Genomic DNA, 18,168 nt, shown 5'->3' on the forward strand with positions numbered 1-18,168 from the left:
ATCAACCCTTGATGGAGGGTGTTGCGTGCCGAGCCGCGATCCCATACCACGCATCCAGCATTCGCAGCGCGGCGGAGAGACGTTTCGGACATGGCGGCATCAGGTGCGGCGAGCGATTTCGAAACGGTCGTCATCGGCGCCGGTGTCGTCGGATTGGCCATCGCTGCTGAACTTGCCGAAGCAGGGCAGAATGTGCTCGTCGTCGAGCGCCACAGCACGTTCGGCACCGAAACCTCGTCGCGCAATTCCGAGGTCATTCACGCCGGAATTTATTATCCGCCGGGCTCGTTGCGCGCCAAGCTGTGCGTCGAGGGCCGCGAACGTCTCTACGCGTTTGCCGCGAGATACAACGTGCCGGTCCATCGCTGCGGGAAACTTCTGGTCGCCACAGCCGAAAGCGAAATCGCGCAGCTCGAAACCATCGAAGCGAAAGCGGCGGCGAATGGCGTGCCTGATCTAAAACGCTTGACGCCGGACGAAGTCCACCGCCTCGAACCCGATGTGCGCTGCGTCGCTGCAACTCTGTCGCCGTCCACCGGCATCATCGACGGTCACGCCTTCATAGCTGCGCTCGAAGCGCGATTGCTCAACGCCGGAGGCGAGATCGCGTATCATTCCGAAGTCGTCGGCATATCCGCCGGATCGGGCGATGCCTTTCGCCTCTCGATATCCTCCGCAGGCGATGTTTCTGAGCTTTCATGCCTGCGCCTCGTCAACGCCGCGGGTCTTGGCGCCTCGCGTATCGGCCGCATGATCGAATATCGAAACGCCGGTTACGTGGTGCCCGGCCTTTTTCCCGCCAAGGGACATTACTTCTCGTTATCTGCAAAAGCGCCGTTCAAGCATCTGATCTATCCGATGCCGTCGCCCGACGCGCTGGGCGTGCACGTTACGCTCGATATGTCAGGCGCGGCGCGCTTCGGCCCGGACGTCTATTGGCAGAACGATCTCGACTATGCGTTCGTCTCAGCCGATGCGCGCCGCGAGACGTTCGCAAAAGAGATCAAGCGCTATTGGCCGTCGCTGCCTGAGGGCGCGTTGATGCCTGCCTATACCGGCATCCGCCCGAAGATTTACGCCGAAGGTTCGACCCCGGCCGACTTCGAGTTTCATGGCGTCGAGCGGCACGGTGTTCCGGGCTTCGTCGCGCTTTACGGTATTGAAAGCCCCGGCCTCACATCCGCGCTTGCCATCGCGACGCACGTCGCGCAATTGCTCGACGCGTGACGAAAAACGCGAGGCCCGCACACCCTGCTGCGAGCCTCGCGCCGCACGCGACTTAGTGGTTCGCGTTGTTCGCGTCCGCTGCCTGCTTCGGTTCCGGCGCATAGAGGCCAAGTGGGTTGCCGTCGGGATCTTCGATGATGGCGAGACGGCCGACATCATCGACGTCGGAAGGTGCTTTCAATACGCGTCCGCCTTTTTTGATGGCTTCGGAAACAGCGGCATCGACATCGCCGACCTGAATGTACGTCACCCAGCCCGGACGCGGATCGTTCGGCTTGCCTTCATATTTCGTAAGCCCGGCCTGCTCGGAGCCGTTGGCATTGAAAAGTGTGTACTCGGACTCGCCCGGAGCCGGAGGCCGCGAGTTGTCGTCCGCCGAAACGATCTTCGGCGTCCAGCCGATGACGCTCGCATAGAAATCGCGCGCCTTGTCGGGATGCGCGCTGACGAGCTCGCTCCACCATACGCTGCCGTTATCGCTGCTCGATGCCGGTGCCGTCGGGCTCTCGGCGAAAGCCGGCATCGCAACGCATGCGGCGAGCGCCACAGAGAAGACCGCGGCGACGCCGTGGCTGGAACGCGAAAGAGTACGGGACATTGCTTCACTCCTGGATCGGATAAAATCTATCAGGCCCGAAGCAATTAAAGTGCCAAGTCGCGTAACCGTGCTATTTCGGGACGCACTGGAGAATATAGGTGAAGCCGCGAAAGCCTGCGTAATCTCTGCCTTTGACGAACGGCACGATCTTTACGTTGCCGTCTTTCGGCGGGTCGTTGAGACCCAACATGTAAAGCGGATCGATCAGCGCAGCGGTCCCGTTCCACCAGTCTTCCGCGCCGTAACGGTTGGGACGCCAGCTGATTTGATCGTCATCGACTTCCCAGACTTCCCAGTGGACTTCGGGCAGATAATTCGGGTTGCCGCCGGGCCGTGTCACACGCGCCAGCCGCTCGCCGCGTTCGACGCGCTGTCCCTCTTTGAGATGCTTGATTTCGTCGAAATCGAGATGATCAAACTCGGAATAGTAATATTTCGGGCCATCGGACAGGTTGACGTCGCGCCGGTCGTGCCGGATGAGCAGCGCGCCCTCGCGGCCCCATTTCCAGTCGGCCTTCCAGACGGCGCGCACCGTGCCGGACGCAGGCGCCACGATCCAGTCACCGAGCCGCCCGGCATCGATGCCGGTGTGGACTTCGTCGCGCCGCGTACCGTCGACGTCGATCCACGTCGCATAGGGTGACGTGATCGGCGAGCATTTGAAGTCGTCCGGATAGACCGGCTTCAACCCGGTCGGCTTGACGCCGTAGCCTTTTTTCATCGCCATTTGCGGATCGTCCTGCGGAGCGTTTGCCCTCGCGATGACGGCGAGCGCCAGGCACCCGAGCGCGAACGGCACAAATCGTCGTGTCAGTGAAAGCATGAGCTACATCGCGATCCGATGGCGGACGCGCAAGGCCCCGCAAGTCTCTTCGGTATCGGCCGCAACGAGCGGCATCGCGATGGCGTCAGGGCGGGGTGCCGCATTTACGTTAATATGAGCAATTTGATCGGTCATTCGTTATCGGTCCCTTAATGGGCTGGTCTTTGCAGAACACCGCACTGTGTTTGCGCCAGAAAGGCCGGCCCAGTGTTTGGTTTCGAATTCCTTGCAAGTGTTGCTCCAATTTTAGCTTACCGCGGTGAGGGCGGCCGGAGCGTTTCGGCACGCCGCGTTTCGGAATGCGCCAACCCTGTCTCGGGTCAGGAAATTTCGCCCGGTGTCCGGATCTGGTACGTGCCGCACCGCTCTGAAACGGGCGCGGGTCATTGTGCGACGACGACCGCTGACGATGCCGCCGAGTTTGCCGATATTCGTGACGCCGCCATGCGCCGCCGCTCGCTAACGACGCGGGCCGTGCTGCGCTCCGCGCTGAGCGAAATGGTTGGCGGCACGGTCGCTCCGCACGCCTGGCGCTTCGGTCGGACGGAGAACGGCAAGCCCGTCCTGACGAATGGCCCCGATACGCTGAACTTCAGCTGCTCACACACCGAGATAGCGTCAATAATCGTGGTTTCCGCGAGCAAAGAGGTCGGCATCGATATCGAAGCGGCCGCTATTCCCACGACTGAGCATTGGCTGGCCGATGTCTTCACCAAGACGGAACGCGCCGCCATTAATGCTTTACCGGCTCACGAGCGCGAACGGACCGTCGCCCGGCTTTGGACGCTGAAAGAGTCGTATTTGAAGATGCTTGGCACCGGAATTGCTGACCTGTTGGAAGTTGCGTTCGATCCCCGCAACGATTGCCTCTTGCCGGGACATATGTCCCGCCAGGCGGCGGCATCGTTTCAAACGTGGATCGTTAACTGCCAAGGGCAGCTTCTCTCCGTGGCCGTCGCCATCCGCGACCCCAAGAAGAAAGGCGCCTTTTGGCGTCAGTTGATTGGGGAATGCCGTGGCCGTTCACGAGCCAAATTTGTATCCGATGACAACCGCGCGCCCTCGGGAGCCGCGGCTGCTGCATCACTATTTCGAGGCGCAGGTTCGGCGGCGACCTGACCATCCGGCGGTTGAATTCGCGGGTGAGATGCTGACTTATGAAGAACTCGACCAGTCGGCCAATCGCATCGCCAACTATCTCATCGAAAAAGGCGTCGGGCCTGACGTTCTCGTCGGCATCTACCTGAAGAAGTCGCCGCGCCTTTACGCGACCATCCTCGGCATCCTGAAGGCGGGCGGCGGCTACGTGCCGATTGACCCGCGCGCGCCGCAGGAGCGCATCCAGGCCATCGCCGAAGACGGCAACCTGCATTCCATCGTCACGGAAGACGCGCTTGCCGATCAGATCGAAGGCAAGCTTGAAACGCCGTTGCTTCGTCTCGACCGCGAACAGCGCGCGCTCGCAGCGCAGCCGTCCGCACAGGTGCTGCGCGTCGACGCCGAGATCAGCAACAAGGCGCTGAGCTACGTCATCTTCACGTCGGGTTCGACGGGCCGTCCCAAGGGCGTCATGATCGAGCACCGCAACGTCGTCGCCTTCGTCAAATCGCTGCAGACCGTTTATCGCGTCACGGCGGATGATCGCGTCTATCAGGGCTTCTCGACGGCGTTCGATGCGTCCGTCGAAGAAATCTGGGCTGCGTTCTCGCGCGGGGGCACGCTGATCGTTCCGACCGAAGACGTCGAGCGCTCGCCTGTGGACGTTGCCCAGTTCATCGACGACATGGGCATCACCTATTATTCCACGGTGCCGACGATGCTGGCGATGATCGACCACGATCTTCCCACCGTCACGACGCTGATCCTCGGCGGCGAAGCCTGCTCGAACGAGCTCGTCGCGCGCTGGGCGAAGCCCGGCCGCCGTATGCTCAACACCTACGGCCCGACGGAAGCGACCGTCGTCGCGACGTGGCACGAGTGCGTCAGCGGTGAGCCCGTCGCCATCGGTAAGGCCATCCCGCAGTATTCGACATATGTTCTCGATGAAAACCTCAAGCCGGTGCATCCGGGCGAGAGCGGCGAACTGTTCATCGGCGGCGCCGGCGTCGGCCGCGGCTATATGAACCTCGAAGCCCTGACCGCGCAGCGCTTCATCGCCAACACCATCGAGCCGGAATGCAACGACCGCCTCTATCGCACCTACGACCACGTTCGGTTGGGGATGGACGGAGAATTGTTCTTCCTCGGCCGCCTCGACGATCAGGTGAAAATTCGCGGCTTTCGCATCGAGTTGTCCGAGATCGAAGCGGTGCTGATGGAGCATCCGCAGATCAAGGCGGCGACCGTCGCCGTCATCGATCGCGGCGAAACGAAGGACCTCGCCGCTTACGTCGTCGCGAATTGCGCCGCCGACGATCTCGATCGCGCCGAGGTCGATCAGCTGCTTCGTCGCCGCATGCCCGCGTACATGGTGCCGCAGTATCTCGATGTCATCGACGAGATGCCGATGATGCCGAGCGGCAAGGCGGATCGCAAAAGCCTACCCGCGCCGAAATCGTTGCTGAAAGGCCATAAGGACATCGTCGCGCCCGCGAACGATCTCGAACGTCAGGTCGAAGCCGCATGGGGCGAAGCGTTCCGCTTGAGCAACGTCTCCGTAACCGATGACTTCTTCCTCGATCTCGGTGGCCATTCGCTGATGGCGTCGCGCTGCGCCAGCTTCCTGCGCGATAAGATCGATGGCGTGCAGCTTTCGGTCCGCGATTTCTACGAGCACCGCACGGTGCGTCGCTTGGCGGCCGTCCTCAAGGATCGCATTGACGCCAGAGGCCAGAACGCCGCCGCCAACGACAACGCCGGTACGGGTGCCTTCAACAGCGTCCACCCGCTGATGCGCTGGACGACGGTTGCGCTTCAGGCTGTCAGTATCTCGATCTATTACGCCATCCTCGTCGCACCCGTCGCCTATGCCATTCTGATGGTGACCGCCGTGATCGACGGCAAGGTCAACTGGGTCGATGCCGCGCAGATTTCGACCATTGTCGGCTTCGCGATCTGGCCGTGCATGCTGCTGGGCAGTATCGCGCTGAAATGGATCGTCATCGGCCGCTACAAGCCGGGCCGCTATCCGCTGTGGAGTTTCTATTATTTCCGCTGGTGGCTCGTCACGCGCTTCCAGGCGCTGAGCTGGGCCGAGATGTTCTCCGGCACGCCACTGATGAGCCTCTACTGGCGCGCCATGGGCGCCAAGATCGGCCGCGACGTGACGATCTGCACACCGCTCTGCGGTGCCTTCGATATGGTGTCGATCGGCAGCGGTACGAGCGTCGGCGTCGAGAGCCAAATCCTCGGCTATCGCGTCGAAGACGGCTATCTCATCATCGCGCCCGTTTCGATCGGCAATGATTGCTTCGTCGGCATGCACTGCGCGCTTGGGCTGAACACCAGAATGGGCGACGGCGCTCGTCTTGATGACATGTCGTTGCTGCCAGACGGCACCGAGATGGCAAGCTACGAATGCCGCCGCGGCTCGCCTGCGCAGCTATCGGCCGTCGTCGTGCCGGAAGTGAAGCGCGTGCGCGCTCCGCGGCTGAAGCGCTTTGCCTTCGGCCTGATGCACCTCGCGCTGATCTATGCGATGGGCTATTTTCTTCTTGCGACTATGGTCCCCTCGATCGTGCTGATCGCGGCCGGTCTTTGGTTTGCCGGTCCCGTCGGCGGCATTATCGCGGCATTCGTTGCGGTGCCGGTCGGCATCCTGAGCTACGCGTTCGGCGCAATCGACATGGTTCGCATTATCCGTCCCGTCGCGGCCGGCACCATGTCGCTCTATAGCGTCAAGTATCTGCGCCACTGGTTCGAGGGTTATCTGCTTGAAAACACCAAGACGATCCTGTCGCCGCTCTATGCGACGATCTACTGCCCGTCGTTCCTGCGCGCCCTCGGCGCTAAGATCGGCGCCGGATCGGAAGTCTCGACCGTTGCGCACATCACGCCGCATCATCTCGAAGTAGGCGAGGGCAGCTTCCTCGCCGATGCTTGCCTCGTCGGCGGCCAGCGCGTCTTTGGCGACGTGGTCGAGATCGGCGCTGTCCGCATCGGCACCAAGAGCTTCATCGGCAATAGCGCGCTCGTGCCGGGCGGCACCACCATCGGCGACAACACGCTGATCGGCGTCGCCTCGACGCCGCCGTCGGATACGAACGTTGTCCCCGACGACACGCGTTGGCTGGGCTCGCCCGGTTTCGAACTGCCGCATACGCAACGCAACGTCTGCTTCAACAACGCCGAGATTTTTGCGCCGACGCGAAAGATGATCGTCGCGCGGGCGCTGACCGACGCAATGCGTATCCTGTTGCCCAGCTTCATCATGATGGCCGAGGGCGTCGGACTTGCGGCCTATCTCGTCGCTGGGTTCCGCTCCCTGCCGCTGTGGATGGTGATCGCCGGCATCCCGCTCGTCGCGACCGCGCTTGCGGCCGGTTCGGTGCTGATGACGGCGCTGGTCAAGTGGCTGGTCGTCGGTCGCATCCGCCCGACCGTCAAGCCGCTGTGGTCCCGGTTCATCTGGAACAACGAACTCGTCAATGGCGTGTTCGAGATGAACGCCGCAGCCGCCATGACACCGCTGCTCGGGACGCCGTTCGTCGCCACCTGTCTGCGGCTCATGGGCGCCAAGGTCGGTAAGTGGTGCTATCTCGAAACGACGCTCTTCTCCGAGTTCGACCTCGTCGAAATCGGCGACCGGGCCTGCTTGAACCTCGGCGCAACCGTCCAGAACCACCTGTTCGAGGATCGCGTCTTCAAGGCAGAGCGCATCAAGATCGGCAACGGCTGCAGCGTCGGCAACATGGGCGTCGTTCTCTACGGAACCCAGATGCACGACGGTTCGAGCCTCGGCGCGCTATCGGTGCTGATGAAAGGCGAGGTGCTGCCTGCAGCGACCCGCTGGCATGGCACCCCATGTGAACCGCTGGTCTCGCAACCCGCCGACATCGATGCGGCCATCATTAAGTTGTCCACAGCCGCAGGTTTCCGTGCACAAGAGTCTCGTTCGCGGCGACAGGCCAAGCAACACATCGAGTTACTGCCGCTCTCTGCATAGCGGCAGCCTCTCTCTGTGGCTTGGCGGTCATCCGAGCCACAGATTGACGCTTGACTATTGACACCATCCTCGACGGGCCGTCGCGAATCACGTTCCCTCATCCCAAATCGGGACTCTGCCAAACGCGTTGTTAAGGGTTTGGCGGCGACAAACAGCGCGACGCAAAAAAACGCGCCGAGGAATGGTGATGAAGAAATATCTGGTGTTGGTTGCGTGTGGAGCGGCAATGCCCGCATTGAGCGTACCTGCTTTTGCGGACGGGCCGTTTTCGCTCAAAGATACGCCAGTTCAGGTTGAGGTTCCCAGCTGGACCGGATTCTATTTCGGTGTCGGCGCCGGATACGGCCATAACCACTCGAAGAACAACTATCACGATAACGGCGGCGGCGGCGATGGGCCGACAACCTCATCGAAGAATGAGTCCGCGGATGGCGGTTTCATCTCGACGATGTTCGGCTACGATCGCCAGATCAGCGATCGGTTCGTTGTCGGCGCCTTCGCGGATCTTTCGACGTCGGAATTCACGCGCGGCAATGAAGACATTCACGACGGTCTCGTCGTCGATCGCTCTTGGGCCATCGGCGGCCGTCTCGGCTACCTCATCAACGAACGCACGATGATTTACGCCAACGCCGGTTATACCCAGGCGCATTTCTCCAATGATGGCTGGTGGGACATCGACGCCAATGGCGTCGGTCCGACGCTCCCCGGTAAGGGCGGCAATTGGTTCAGTGGCTATTTCGTCGGCGGCGGCTTCGAACGCAAGCTGAACGACAATTTCTATCTCCGCGGCGAAGCCCGCTATTCGGATTTCGGCGCCGAGGTCACGAACACCGGCGACTTCGAAGGCACGCACTACGTCGATAAGGAAGTCCCGTCTATCATCACGGGTGAGCTGGCGCTCGTCTATAAGCTCGACCGGCCGCGCATCCTCGGCGGCGACACGACGCCGATCGACGAAAATCACGGCCCGCGCGTCATCACCTATAACGGGATCGATGCGGCATCGAACTCGGTCTATTATTACGGCGGTACGGTCTTCGGATTGACCAACGACCTCTACCACAACGGCTTGCTGCTCCGTTCGGAGGGCGTCATCGCCGACTACAATTATGATGAGTCTGCTGCGCCCCACACCAACGTCGACGCCGATGATCGTTCGCTCGATGTGATGCTGGGCTATCAGTGGGTGTTCCCGACCTGGAGCGCAATCGGCTACGTCGGCTACGAGGTGCGCAGCGTGCACCTGTCGCCGTTTGATCCGAACAATAACGTCGTCGGTGGTGAGAGCGGCTTCAAGGTTGCCGGCGAGTTGGAAACGGACGACTCGCTGCCGTATTACGCCAGCCTCGAAGGCAGCTACTCGACGGCATTCGACTCCTATTACGGCCAGGCGCGTGTCGGCTGGAACAGGGAAATGTCGTTCTTCGGACCGCGCACGATCACGTTCGGCCCTGAAGCCGCCGTTTACGGCGACGGCGGCGATTACGCCCCGCGCGTCGGTGCCTTCGCGACGATCCCGTTCCAGATGTGGTGGCTGAATACGCCCGCCAAGCTGACCTTCGACGTGGGGCAGCAGTGGACCGGCGGCAGCGATGGTGGCGAAACCCGAGCCGGCGGCGAGGGCGCCTATGGCGGCTCAATGCTCCGCATCGACTTCTGATCGCAAGAGGGGGGCAGAGATGCCCCTCTTTCTTTTTAAGGTCGCTCTAGCTTCAGAACCGGGCCTTGGCCCGGCGCTTGCTCGATACCCGTTGAAATGACAGCGAGTGTTCGACAATGAAACTGAGCAACTACAACTCACCCCGCCGCCCGACAATTGCCCCGAACAGAAATCTGACCGAGCGTGCCGGTTTGATCCGCGACGTCGCCAACATGCTGGGCATTGACGCGATCAAGATCGAGCTTTCAAATCTGCTGAAAGATGCGTTCCGGATCCAGTTCGACGACTGCACCGGCCGCGCTCAAACCCTCTTCATTCCCGCCGCCGCCAGCCCCGCCCGCATCAGCCAGACGCTTAGGCTTGTCTCGGGGCCTCGGCGCAGCAGTGGCCAATTCTGGCGGGGTTGAAGCAGATCTCGTCAATAAGCGCGGAGGGCGATCGCTCGCCTATTGCGGCCTTTCGACGAGCGCCTTCAGATCCGGGCGCGATCGCGACACGCAAAAGTAGTTGCAGAACTTAAAGTCCTCCATCGTCCAGTGATAATCCTGGAACGGCACGCCGCCTGGAAAGATCTTTCCAATCCAGAACGACTTGGAAAGCGTCGCAAAATAGTCCGCAAGCAGATGCCGCGTGTCGATCGCGAACGGCCCGTATTCGAACTGCAGACAATTGACTTTACCCGCGTCGAGGAAGTCCGAAAAACCTTTCAAGACGCGATACTCAGCGCCTTCGACGTCGATCTTCAAGAAATCGATTTTTTCGATGCCGTTCTTTGCGCAATAGGTATCGAGCCGAACCATCTTCGCCTCGAACGGGACTGAGGTCAGGTCGTGCCGCGGCATATCACAAGTGAGTTCTGGCGCGTCGGCGAAGTAGTACATAGTTTGCGTTTCTTCAGTGTCAGAAACGCCGACGTTGTTCAGAGTGATCCGCTTGCTGTTTGCCGGAAATGCACTCTGTAAATCTCGAAACGTGTTGGGAGCAACCTCGAACGCGTGTACGTGAGCATTCGGCCAGTTTTCGAGAGCGGTTTGGGACCATTTCCCAACGTTTGCGCCGACATCGAAAATGATGTCGAAATTCGCTTGGCTCAACTTGGAGAGCAGCTCTTTCTCGCCATTTCTCGTGAAGTCAGAGCCTTCATTCTCATATGCCTGCTCGATGAAGCGAGCGACGCTGTGCGCCATCCTTATGGGGTAGGTCGATCTGTTCTTGGTGATCGCCGATTTCACGGCCTCCTTCATCTGGCCGAGACGTAAAACCTTTTTGAGCGTGGTCATGACTGGAGACCTGTGTCTACGGGCTAGATGACGTTGATTGGGTATCAGGTATTAGGGTCAGCTTGCGGCGATATTCTATAGTTCTCTATTTATTTGGTTATTTACTTGAAGCCATTTCTGCATTGCCATCGCCATCAAGACGAAAAAGCCAACATACAGCATGCTGAGGTTCCTCATTTCGCCCTCGGCGCAAAAAAGGAAAAAGAGTGGCATGTTGACTATCGCCGCAATGGCGATGTGCGCCTTTATGTAGTGTGGCGTATTCGGCCAGCCATAGTAAGCGAAGACGGCGATCCATGCGAACATGATCAGGCTATAGCCTTTAAATAATGGAAGGCCGTAAGTCTGGTCGAAGCCGAAAAGATTGAGCGGATTGGCGTAAAACGACAAGTGTCTGAAGAATTGAAAAATCGCTGTTGATCCAGGATTTCCAGAATAGATTTGGTGGACTACCGCATAGGCCGCCAAGGAGATAACTAAGCTGCCGACAGTACCAATTAGCGCTTTCCTGCCGGAGACGCGATAAAGCAGAAGCGGCCATAGGCTCAAAGTAAAGAACGCGTACGATTCCTTATTCAGCGTCGCAGGCACGGCAAGGAGCAGGAGAAGGCCCACCTGGCCCGCCAAAGCGAGGCGTGCCGCCAGGGCGAACGCCAGCAATTCCGGATAGTCGTAGAAGTAACCGCCCCGCGTTTGGATTACAGGGATCATGATGGCAAACACGATCGGCGCAACGATTGCCGCTGGCCTTCCTGCACCGATGCATTCGCCGATCGACTTGAGCACGAACAACGCAGCCAAAAGCGACAGAAAGGTCAAGTAATAAACGATGCGATACCGCAAAACATAGCCGGTCTTGTTTGCGCCGATACCGGTCGGTGCTTTCAGCGCGCCATTAGCGTTTTCCAGGCGTGTGCTGATTGCAGAGCGTACCCGCTCGGGTAGCGCTTTCTCGATAAGGTTTGCCGTCGCCGGTAGCAGTTGTCTGTAGACGTATGGGCGATCCGCGATGCCATCGAGCATTGAGATCAAAGACTGCGAAGGCGTTTCGTCGCTCATCGTCCACTTCGAATAATAGCCTTGGAACGTAGCGGCGGCCGTTACGGCATAGAGAACGATCAGCACAAAATTAAACGCAACCGTTTGGGAAGTGATAGAAGCGCGGATACGCTGAAACACAGGGACGCCTACGTCTATTTGCGTTGTCATGCCCGATCCATTGCTGCTGAGGCGTGGTTCCATAGGTGCGTCATTGTAATGAGAACCGTGGCGAGCCCGACCAAAGTTACCTCTGCGCGATGAGGAAGATGCCGATGAACACGAGGATCGTACCGCCAATGCGCGACGAACTCAGCGTGTCGCCAAACAGCAGATGTCCCGCAAGCGCGGTCATAACAAAGCCAAGGCCGACGAACGGATAGGCCTGCGAGAGCTGAACCTTGCCAAGCGCAGTAAGCCAGAGAAGGGTGCCAATGCCATAACAGCCGAGGCCCGCGAGCACGCCTGGTGTGATCAGTGCATGCGCAAGTTTGCTGATGGCGCCGATGTCAGACCGCTGGTCCATCCAACTCAATGAATTGAGCCCGAACTTGAAACAGATTTGGGCGAGTGCCGATAAACTCACGCTCGTGATGATCAGAAGCAGCGCAGAAATGGGCATGGAGATCCTCAGTAGAAAGATACAATTCCGGTCGCCGATGCGAACATGACAAGAACCGCAGTAACGACCACGCACCATGTAACCCAGTCGCGCGCCGCATACACGATCGGGTCATCGTGCATCCAACCCCGCATCGTTGCGAGCCAAAGCCGGCACTGCCAGAAAAGCATGAGCGGAACGAGCAGCCATAGAATCTCTGGCGAACGATATTGTTCAGATGCCGCGGAGCTGCCGACGAAGAGAGCCAGAACAACGCTAGAAGCAAACGTCGACGAGCAGCCGAGCATTTGAAGAAATGGGAGGTCTTCGGGCAGATAACCGCGCGCCGAGTTCGTTTTTCTGGTGGGCGATCTCTGTATGGCCATCAGTTCTTCTGTTCTCTTGACCGACGAAAGGCTTAGGAATGTGAAGCCCGAAAAGCCGAGCAGCCAAAAGCTGACTGGATGCGCAACCGCGATGCCGCCTGCGAGAACACGAAGCGTGTAAAGCGCGGCCAGAATGAAGATGTCGACGAGCGGCAACTTCTTAAGCCCGAGCGAATAGGATAAAGACGTCAGCGCATAAATGATGACGACCGTTGTCACGCCGGCGACATAGGACAGGACGAGGCCGATCGAAAGTGTAGTCAGTGAAATCGCGATCGCGATGGGGATCGATACGTCTCCGCTCGCAACCGCCCGCTTGCGTTTGCGTGGATGTCTGCGGTCCGATGAAATGTCGATGATATCGTTGATGACATAGATCGAAGACGCGATCGCGCAAAAACTCAGAAACGCATATATGGCGTCGCCCCATGCGCCCAGATCGGTCCAAAGTCGCGCCGCAATGAGTGGGACGAAGACCAGCAGGTTTTTCGACCACTGATGAGGACGCAAAAGGCGCAGGCTGGAGATCAGGATATTCGGGCGGTCGTCGATGATCGTTTGAATGGTCGCCGATCGCTGCGCCTGGGCAACGACCGCTGGAGAGGCATTGACGACAATTGCTGCGTCCGCAAATTTCCAGACGGCTAAGGCGTCTTGGTCATTTCCGACATAAATGAAACCGCTTTCACCGAACCGCTCTTTCAGCCTATCGGCAATCTGATTTTTATCCGATGGGCCGTGTTCGAGAAAGATGACGTCATCGAAGATTGATAAATGCTCCGCCACCGCGCGCGCCAGCGGGTCAGCGGCCCTGGCCAGAAGCACGATGGGATGCCCCTTCGTTTTTTCTGCTCGCAGAAAGCCGAGAAGCTTCTCGTTGTAGGGAAGTGTTTCTGCATCCTGTGTATCGAAGCGGGAGATGCACTCCCGGAGTTTGGTGGAACCCCCGCCGGCGGTTCCAAGGAGCGCCAGCAGTCCCGTCGGCTTAAAGAGCATCGCCAGAAAGCGCTCTTGCGTAAGGTTCGCACGAACGAGGCCACCCTCCAAGCAGAGACAAATCGGTTTCAAGGCGAGTGTCTGCGAGCCGCGAGCCGGCGCGGGCGAGTGGGGTCTCTGTGCGGTGTCGAAGGGCTGACCCATCAACTTTCCCTCGGAATTAAATGGCGTCACGGGCGTTGAAACAAAAGCGATCTCTTTTTCCGTCATAAGATCGTGCGACCGGTGGCATTTGGGCATTCTTAGAACGGCTGAATAAAATTAGTCCTACTGCCGGAATACTGATGGAATTTAAGAAATACCCCAAATCGGATAACCGCGGTCAAATCGTTAATCGAGAATTTATTGCGGAAGATCCGACACTGTTGCTTCGGGCGCTAATAGAGGGGCTCATTCCGGCGAAGTATCAAAGTCGTCGTCCCGTTTTTTACTTTTCGGCTTCGGCGGAGGCGGATGGGCGGGTCCGGCCTCATAGATGAATTTCAAGCATCCCTGAAAGAATGCCTTTGAATGCCCGTAGCAGAGTGAAATGTCACGCGTGTCTTTCTCTTGACCGAATTTATAGCCGGCGATGACGTCGTCGCAGTCGTCGTCGCAGGCAATGCCATGAACGTCCCTGCTCAGCGCGGCTTGAGGCGCAGCAAGGGCGAAACCGACGAGCAGGAGTGTCACGACTGTCTTTGACATGAGGTACTTTGAGAAAGTGATGGCCGATGTCTCTGTATCTAAAGTGCGCGCGAACCCCTTAAAGAAGAGACCGTCGGTCCGCGGCAACAGCACAAAAAAGTAAGGGCCGGTATCGCCGGGATTGCTGGCGTGCAGACGAGCAGCAATCATGCCAGCAATGCGCCGTCGCATCGGTACCCTCCGGCGTTGGTTAATAGCTGTCTAAGATCGCTGACTGCGGCTACCTCTGTGAGACATCGAGACGACGAACCTTTCAGCGCGCGGTCGGATACGAATGAGACTAAATTAACTGCATTTCAAAAACGCATAAATTTGATGCATCTCAGGCGCAAGCGATTTACGCGCATTTGACGGTTGGCTGATTTTCTGGCCCGGACCTTTGACAACACCCTCGACTGGGCGAGTCCATGCAGCGTTTGCGGTCTCGAAGCCCTGTCGCGGTGGCAGCGCACCGGCAACTCAATTGAGCAAAACAGTGGGAAATTCGTCCTTGCCGGAAGTGACATCACAGTTCACCGCCATCGTGATGCCGGCGTTCAATGAGGAATTGTACATCGCGGCAGCGATAAACTCACTCTTGCAACCGCAAGAGCCGCGTGATTACGAGTTGTTGGTTTTGGATGGCGGAAGTTCCGATCGCACGCCGGCAATCGTTCAGGAACTCGCCAAACTTAATCCTCGCATAAAGCTCATTCACAATACGCGCCGCACCCAATCCGCCGCAATGAATATCGCTGCCTCTATTTGCGATCCGAGGGCGACAGTGCTGGTCCGTGCGGACTGCCACGCCAGTTACCCGCCGCACTTTGTTTCCGATTGCGTCGCGACGCTGCGTGAAACGGCAAGCTCCTCGGTCGTCGTTTCGATGCGCGCCGTCGGCCGCTCGCCGCTTCAGAAAATCTTTGCTGCGGCTCAGAACAGCCGACTGGGCAACGGAGGCTCCGCGCACCGCCGTCAATCGCAGTCCGGATACGTCGATCATGGCCATCATGCCGCGTTCGATCGACAGGCGTTTCTGTCACTCGGCGGCTACGATGAAACCGTCCAATATAATGAAGATGCCGAATTCGACGCCCGTCTCGTCGCGTCTGGGCGGAGAATTTATCACGATGGCCGCTTGCTGATAGACTATTATCCTCGCACGTCCTTCCCATCTCTGGCGCGACAGTACTTTCGCCACGGCAAGGGGCGCGCGAATACGCTGTTGAAGCATAAAATGCGGCCGAAGCTTCGCCAGATGTTGCCGGTGTTCGTCCTTCTGGCCTCCGTGATTGCGCTCGCCGCTTACCCGTTCGTCGGATCCATCGCGTTGCTAGTTCCCGCTGGGTACATATTGGTATGCATGGCGTGGGGAGCGTACCTCGCGGCCGAGTGCCGACAGCCGTCATTTCTCCTTATCGGGCCCGCGGCAATCACAATGCACATGAGCTGGGCCGCGGGCTTTCTGAGCCGATTTCTGCGCGGAAATTCGAACGGTCTTAACCATGCGAAATAGTTTTGCGGCGCGATTGGCACATCAATTGCTTCATCTCAACTGCTTGGTCGGTAAACCAACCCCCCAAGCGCGTCTAACGCGTATCTACCTCTTTAGTAGGCTTTCTGGTGGAGAGGATTACCCCAGGCGAATATCCCATTGGATCGCTAGGGAAATACTGGCGCCGTGATAGGATGTAGAGTGCAGTGGGAAGGTTTTTGGCGTTCGCCAAGTTTTGGTTGCGAGAGTCTCGGCGAAGAAATCCGAGCTGTTGTGCGTCCCGAATTGGGACCGCTGAAAGTAAGATTTCGGGACGAGATGGTTGTTTTGGGATTGAGTGCGGAGAGGGTTTCGCTATGAGACGTCGGTTTGGTTTTCTGCCATCCAATGCGTCCAGGTCATTCAAGCTCTGGGCCTCGATGCCGGTTGCATGCAGCTTCGCAGCACTGATTGCCTTGGGGACAGTTATTCCCAACGACACGACAGCTGCTGCCGATCAACAGCGCGACGGCGCGCTGAGTGACGTAATCGCGCAAAGAGGCGTTGCGTCCAATCCGATGGCTGATTACCGGCTTGGCGTACGCGATCGCGTTCGCGTCCAGGTCTTCGAGTGGCGTCCTTCGCGTGACGAAGTCTACAGCTGGAACGCGCTCAATCAGGTCTATACGGTTGACCCCGCAGGCAAGATTTCGATGCCGCTTGTCGGCGTCGTGAATGCAGCCGGCTATACGACTGAAGAATTGGGGATGATTATCTCCCGCCAGTTGATGCACCGCCTTGGTCTTGCGACCCAGCCGGACACGACGGTCGAAGTTACGGATTTCCGTCCGATTTATATCACCGGCGCAGTCGAAAAGTCGGGCGAATATCCCTTCGCGGCGGGCATGAACGTCCTCCAAGGCGTAAGCCTCGGCGGCGGCCTGTTCCGGAATTCGGCACTCGCCGGTCTGCGGCTTGAGCGTGAATTCGTTTCGACGGTCGGTAGCTATCAGGCGCTTGAGCAGGAGCGTCAGCGTCTGCTCGCCCGCAAAGCTCGGCTCGACGCAGAGCTGAGCGGAGCTGATCGCATCGCATTTCCCGCGGAACTTCAAACCGTCAGCGCGCCCCAGGCAATCGAATCCACGTCGTCTGTGATGGCGAAGGAACAGAGCGTGTTCGATCTGCGGCGGCGCGCCAACGAAACACAGCTAATCGCGCTTGATCAGTTGCAAGGTTCGCTCGAGCAGGAGGTCAAGACGCTGGATATGCGCGTCGACTCCCAGCAAAAGCAGATTGATTTGTTGCGTTCGGAATACGACGGCATCAAGCGGCTGAGCGACAAGGGGCTGTCCACTGCACCACGAGTTCTGGGTCTGCAACGGAACTTGGCGGAGCTTGAAGGTGAGAAGCTGCGCATCGAAAGCGATCGCACGCGTGCCGAGCAGGAAGTCAGCCGCACCAAGATTTCTCGTATCGAATATCAGAATAAGCGAGACAACGATCTGACCGTCGAACTCCAGACGACGGAAGCGCGCTTGCAGCAGATCGACCAGGAAGCAACTGTCAATCAGCGCCTTTTGGCCGAGACCAAGTCGCAGGCCGTTGCCTCACCGCTCCATCTTGTTACGACGGGTGGCACGGCCCCTGACGGTAGCTCGACTCTGGAGCCGAAGATCCACTACACAATCGTGCGGCAGGTAAGCGGCGGTGGCGTGCTCAATATAGACGCAACGGAAGACACGCTTTTGCAGCCGGGTGATACGGTTAAGGTCGAGATGACGATGCCGGCAACGTCGAAAGATGCCATGTCGCTTGATGCCGTCCTTCGCTCTCAGAAGCCGGCAATTCAGGAGCGGTCCGTCCAGACGACGCCCATCAGCGCGCCTCCGAGCATGGTGCCGTCCACGGTCTTTCCCGCGCCGGATCATGCCTCGCTGGAACCTGTCCGGGCAGATGTGCTGCGGCCCGATTGATCCGCATTGTCATAAAATGAGACTTCGAATGTGTGGGGCAGCACCGTTGCTCCACACATTTCATTTTGGGATCGGGGAACTGTCGTCAGGTCGCTGGACCGTCAGCGTTCCGAAATAGACAGAGTAAATAGATTTCGCTTGATACGGGGCCTTTTCCCATTCGTTTTTCCCTCACCCTCGAAACCAGAAACGCTGTTTCCTCGCTGGCGGCGTATCCTGCGCGCGCGGACGAATTGCGCGAATTGTCTCTCTGCTGAATGGATTGTTTACATCGTTCGATAATTCGATAACGGATCAGAAATGGTGATGTGTTATCGATGTCATTGCGATGACGACGAC

The 18,168-nt window shown here is 58.7% G+C and carries 15 protein-coding genes; 7 read left to right on the forward strand and 8 right to left on the reverse strand.

The window, feature by feature from the left end:
• The first annotated feature begins 90 nt into the window (after window positions 1-90).
• A complete protein-coding gene (locus RLW55_RS12155; protein ID WP_423414324.1) occupies window positions 91-1,227 on the forward strand; it encodes an NAD(P)/FAD-dependent oxidoreductase in 1,137 nt (378 codons plus the stop codon).
• A 52-nt stretch (window positions 1,228-1,279) separates the two neighbouring features.
• Here RLW55_RS12155 and RLW55_RS12160 read toward each other — a convergent pair whose 3' ends face one another.
• The 3 genes from RLW55_RS12160 to RLW55_RS12170 form a co-directional block, all read right to left on the reverse strand.
• The gene (locus RLW55_RS12160) at window positions 1,280-1,825 is read right to left on the reverse strand and encodes a VOC family protein (protein WP_423414325.1); all 546 of its coding nucleotides are present in this window, start codon (window positions 1,823-1,825) and stop codon (window positions 1,280-1,282) included.
• Between the two features lie 70 nt (window positions 1,826-1,895).
• Window positions 1,896-2,648 (reverse strand): M23 family metallopeptidase, encoded by a 753-nt coding sequence (locus tag RLW55_RS12165; protein ID WP_409560556.1) that lies wholly within the window; start codon window positions 2,646-2,648, stop codon window positions 1,896-1,898.
• 3 nt (window positions 2,649-2,651) lie between these two features.
• Window positions 2,652-2,783, reverse strand: a complete 132-nt coding sequence (locus tag RLW55_RS12170; protein ID WP_423414326.1) for a hypothetical protein — start codon at window positions 2,781-2,783, stop codon at window positions 2,652-2,654.
• 72 nt (window positions 2,784-2,855) lie between these two features.
• On the opposite strand from RLW55_RS12170, the gene RLW55_RS12175 reads away from it, so the two are divergent.
• From RLW55_RS12175 to RLW55_RS12190, 4 genes are all read left to right on the forward strand, one after another.
• Window positions 2,856-3,767, forward strand: a complete 912-nt coding sequence (locus RLW55_RS12175; RefSeq protein ID WP_409560554.1) for a 4'-phosphopantetheinyl transferase family protein — start codon at window positions 2,856-2,858, stop codon at window positions 3,765-3,767.
• Window positions 3,694-7,752 (forward strand): Pls/PosA family non-ribosomal peptide synthetase, encoded by a 4,059-nt coding sequence (locus RLW55_RS12180; protein WP_423414327.1) that lies wholly within the window; start codon window positions 3,694-3,696, stop codon window positions 7,750-7,752. Before RLW55_RS12175 ends, RLW55_RS12180 begins: the two co-directional genes overlap by 74 nt.
• A gap of 187 nt (window positions 7,753-7,939) precedes the next feature.
• On the forward strand, window positions 7,940-9,415 hold the full coding sequence (gene bcsS, locus RLW55_RS12185) for a cellulose biosynthesis protein BcsS (protein WP_423414328.1): 1,476 nt from the start codon (window positions 7,940-7,942) through the stop codon (window positions 9,413-9,415).
• 116 nt (window positions 9,416-9,531) lie between these two features.
• The gene (locus RLW55_RS12190) at window positions 9,532-9,822 is read left to right on the forward strand and encodes a hypothetical protein (RefSeq protein WP_409560551.1); all 291 of its coding nucleotides are present in this window, start codon (window positions 9,532-9,534) and stop codon (window positions 9,820-9,822) included.
• Between the two features lie 39 nt (window positions 9,823-9,861).
• On the opposite strand, the gene RLW55_RS12195 is transcribed toward RLW55_RS12190, so the two are convergent.
• From RLW55_RS12195 to RLW55_RS12215, 5 genes are all read right to left on the reverse strand, one after another.
• Window positions 9,862-10,695, reverse strand: coding sequence for an FkbM family methyltransferase (locus RLW55_RS12195; RefSeq protein WP_423414329.1), 834 nt, complete (start codon window positions 10,693-10,695; stop codon window positions 9,862-9,864).
• Between the two features lie 75 nt (window positions 10,696-10,770).
• Window positions 10,771-11,937: a hypothetical protein gene (locus tag RLW55_RS12200; protein WP_423414330.1), complete on the reverse strand. Its 1,167-nt coding sequence runs from the start codon at window positions 11,935-11,937 to the stop codon at window positions 10,771-10,773.
• Window positions 11,938-11,980: 43 nt separating this feature from the next.
• Window positions 11,981-12,355, reverse strand: coding sequence for an EamA family transporter (locus tag RLW55_RS12205; RefSeq protein WP_409560548.1), 375 nt, complete (start codon window positions 12,353-12,355; stop codon window positions 11,981-11,983).
• Between the two features lie 8 nt (window positions 12,356-12,363).
• The gene (locus tag RLW55_RS12210; protein WP_423414331.1) at window positions 12,364-13,860 is read right to left on the reverse strand and encodes a UbiA family prenyltransferase; all 1,497 of its coding nucleotides are present in this window, start codon (window positions 13,858-13,860) and stop codon (window positions 12,364-12,366) included.
• 246 nt (window positions 13,861-14,106) lie between these two features.
• Window positions 14,107-14,574: a hypothetical protein gene (locus RLW55_RS12215; RefSeq protein WP_423414332.1), complete on the reverse strand. Its 468-nt coding sequence runs from the start codon at window positions 14,572-14,574 to the stop codon at window positions 14,107-14,109.
• 328 nt (window positions 14,575-14,902) lie between these two features.
• Here RLW55_RS12215 and RLW55_RS12220 point away from each other — a divergent pair, with 328 nt between their 5' ends.
• Window positions 14,903-15,898: a glycosyltransferase family 2 protein gene (locus tag RLW55_RS12220; RefSeq protein ID WP_423416414.1), complete on the forward strand. Its 996-nt coding sequence runs from the start codon at window positions 14,903-14,905 to the stop codon at window positions 15,896-15,898.
• Window positions 15,899-16,233: 335 nt separating this feature from the next.
• On the forward strand, window positions 16,234-17,829 hold the full coding sequence (locus tag RLW55_RS12225; protein ID WP_423414333.1) for a polysaccharide biosynthesis/export family protein: 1,596 nt from the start codon (window positions 16,234-16,236) through the stop codon (window positions 17,827-17,829).
• Window positions 17,830-18,168: the final 339 nt, after the last annotated feature.

The sequence above is a fragment of the Hyphomicrobium sp. B1 genome (assembly GCF_049532635.1).
Lineage (GTDB): Bacteria > Pseudomonadota > Alphaproteobacteria > Rhizobiales > Hyphomicrobiaceae > Hyphomicrobium_B.

Excerpts from the sequence above, each read along its gene's own strand:
- RLW55_RS12155 (WP_423414324.1), top strand. The coding sequence starts at position 91 with ATGGCGGCATCAGGTGCGGCGAGCGATTTCGAAACGGTCGTCATCGGC.
- RLW55_RS12160 (WP_423414325.1), bottom strand. The coding sequence starts at position 1,825 with ATGTCCCGTACTCTTTCGCGTTCCAGCCACGGCGTCGCCGCGGTCTTC.
- RLW55_RS12165 (WP_409560556.1), bottom strand. The coding sequence starts at position 2,648 with ATGCTTTCACTGACACGACGATTTGTGCCGTTCGCGCTCGGGTGCCTG.
- RLW55_RS12170 (WP_423414326.1), bottom strand. The coding sequence starts at position 2,783 with ATGACCGATCAAATTGCTCATATTAACGTAAATGCGGCACCCCGCCCT.
- RLW55_RS12180 (WP_423414327.1), top strand. The coding sequence starts at position 3,694 with ATGACAACCGCGCGCCCTCGGGAGCCGCGGCTGCTGCATCACTATTTC.
- bcsS (WP_423414328.1), top strand. The coding sequence starts at position 7,940 with ATGAAGAAATATCTGGTGTTGGTTGCGTGTGGAGCGGCAATGCCCGCA.
- RLW55_RS12190 (WP_409560551.1), top strand. The coding sequence starts at position 9,532 with ATGAAACTGAGCAACTACAACTCACCCCGCCGCCCGACAATTGCCCCG.
- RLW55_RS12195 (WP_423414329.1), bottom strand. The coding sequence starts at position 10,695 with ATGACCACGCTCAAAAAGGTTTTACGTCTCGGCCAGATGAAGGAGGCC.
- RLW55_RS12200 (WP_423414330.1), bottom strand. The coding sequence starts at position 11,937 with ATGGAACCACGCCTCAGCAGCAATGGATCGGGCATGACAACGCAAATA.
- RLW55_RS12205 (WP_409560548.1), bottom strand. The coding sequence starts at position 12,355 with ATGCCCATTTCTGCGCTGCTTCTGATCATCACGAGCGTGAGTTTATCG.
- RLW55_RS12210 (WP_423414331.1), bottom strand. The coding sequence starts at position 13,860 with ATGGGTCAGCCCTTCGACACCGCACAGAGACCCCACTCGCCCGCGCCG.
- RLW55_RS12215 (WP_423414332.1), bottom strand. The coding sequence starts at position 14,574 with ATGCGACGGCGCATTGCTGGCATGATTGCTGCTCGTCTGCACGCCAGC.
- RLW55_RS12225 (WP_423414333.1), top strand. The coding sequence starts at position 16,234 with ATGAGACGTCGGTTTGGTTTTCTGCCATCCAATGCGTCCAGGTCATTC.